1 protein-coding gene is annotated in these 1,256 nt (G+C 70.2%); it reads left to right on the forward strand.

Features of this window, described 5'->3' with window-relative positions; all coding sequences use genetic code 11:
• The first annotated feature begins 72 nt into the window (after positions 1-72).
• Positions 73-1,011, forward strand: a complete 939-nt coding sequence (locus CCN51_RS48900; RefSeq protein ID WP_014174410.1) for a hypothetical protein — start codon at positions 73-75, stop codon at positions 1,009-1,011.
• Positions 1,012-1,256 lie beyond the last annotated feature (245 nt).

Below are 1,256 nucleotides of genomic sequence, written 5' to 3' on the forward strand. Positions count from 1 at the left end.
GTATCGATATGCGGCTCCGCCGCGTGGGTACGAAGGCCGCAGGACCGGCGGCCAGGAGACAAGGGATGTGTCATGAACACCGGACTGCGGATCGCCGCATTCGCCGCCGTGCTCGCCGCCACCTTCGGCACCGCGTACGGCGTGGGCAGCGGCGTCGGCGAGATCTCGCCCGAGCCGGCGAGCGCGGCTCACCAGGGGCATACGGATAGCGCGCGGGGTGAGGGGAGTGAGCACGGCGGAGGAGATGAGCAAGGCCACGACGGAGGCCATGAGCTCTCCCCGCCCGGAGGCCTGCAGATATCCGAAGGGGGCTACACCCTCGACCTGAAGACCCCGCGGCTCCAGCCAGGCAAGCGCGCCGAGCTGCGCTTCGCCATCGTGCGGGAGGCGACCGGACGCCCGCTCACCGCGTACGACCGCGAGCACGACAAGGAACTGCACCTGATCGTCGCCTCACGTGACCTGGCGACCTTCCGCCATCTGCACCCGACCCGGGCGGCCGACGGCACCTGGTCCACGTCCGCGGCTCTGCCCGAGACCGGCCCGTACCGGGTATTCGCAGACTTCACGCCCAAGGACGGGGAAGGGCTCACCCTCGGCACCGACCTGGCCGTGCCCGGAGCGTACGAGCCGACGAAGCTGCCCGCGAGCGACACCACGGCCCGCGTCGACGGGTACCAGGTCGAGCTGGCCGGCGGCCTGACCCCGGGCAAGAGCAGCGAGCTGATGCTGACCGTCACCAAGGACGGCAAGCCGGTGCGGGACCTCCAGACTTACCTCGGCGCCTACGGCCACCTGGTCGCCCTGCGCTCCGGCGACCTCGCCTATCTGCACGTCCACCCCGGCGGCGAGCCCGGAGACGGCAGGACGGAGCCAGGCCCCGAGATCTCCTTCATGGCGACGGCACCGAGCCCGGGCGCGTACCGGCTGTTTCTGGACTTCAAGCACCAGGGCCAGGTCCACACCGCGGCCTTTACCGTCCAAGCGGCCCGGAATACCTCAATTGGATGAGGAGGAATTCGGCCGACTGATGTACTCGGATTTCGGCTAAGCGTACGAAGCTGCAGGCCAGGGCGGCTTCCTAGGCTCTGAGGCATGGAAATTCGCGGCCGCGACCCCATATCGCGCCGCCGTGTTGCCCCTGTCCCCTCCGGAAGAGCTGAAGCCTTGATGCCTGCTGCCCCCCGAGTACGTCCCGCCACCGACCGGACCGGCCGCCGCCGCCAGCGCATGCTGGGCGCGGCGGTCGCCGCGGC

This window comes from Streptomyces milbemycinicus (genome assembly GCF_002154605.1).
In the GTDB taxonomy this organism is placed as follows: domain Bacteria; phylum Actinomycetota; class Actinomycetes; order Streptomycetales; family Streptomycetaceae; genus Streptomyces; species Streptomyces milbemycinicus.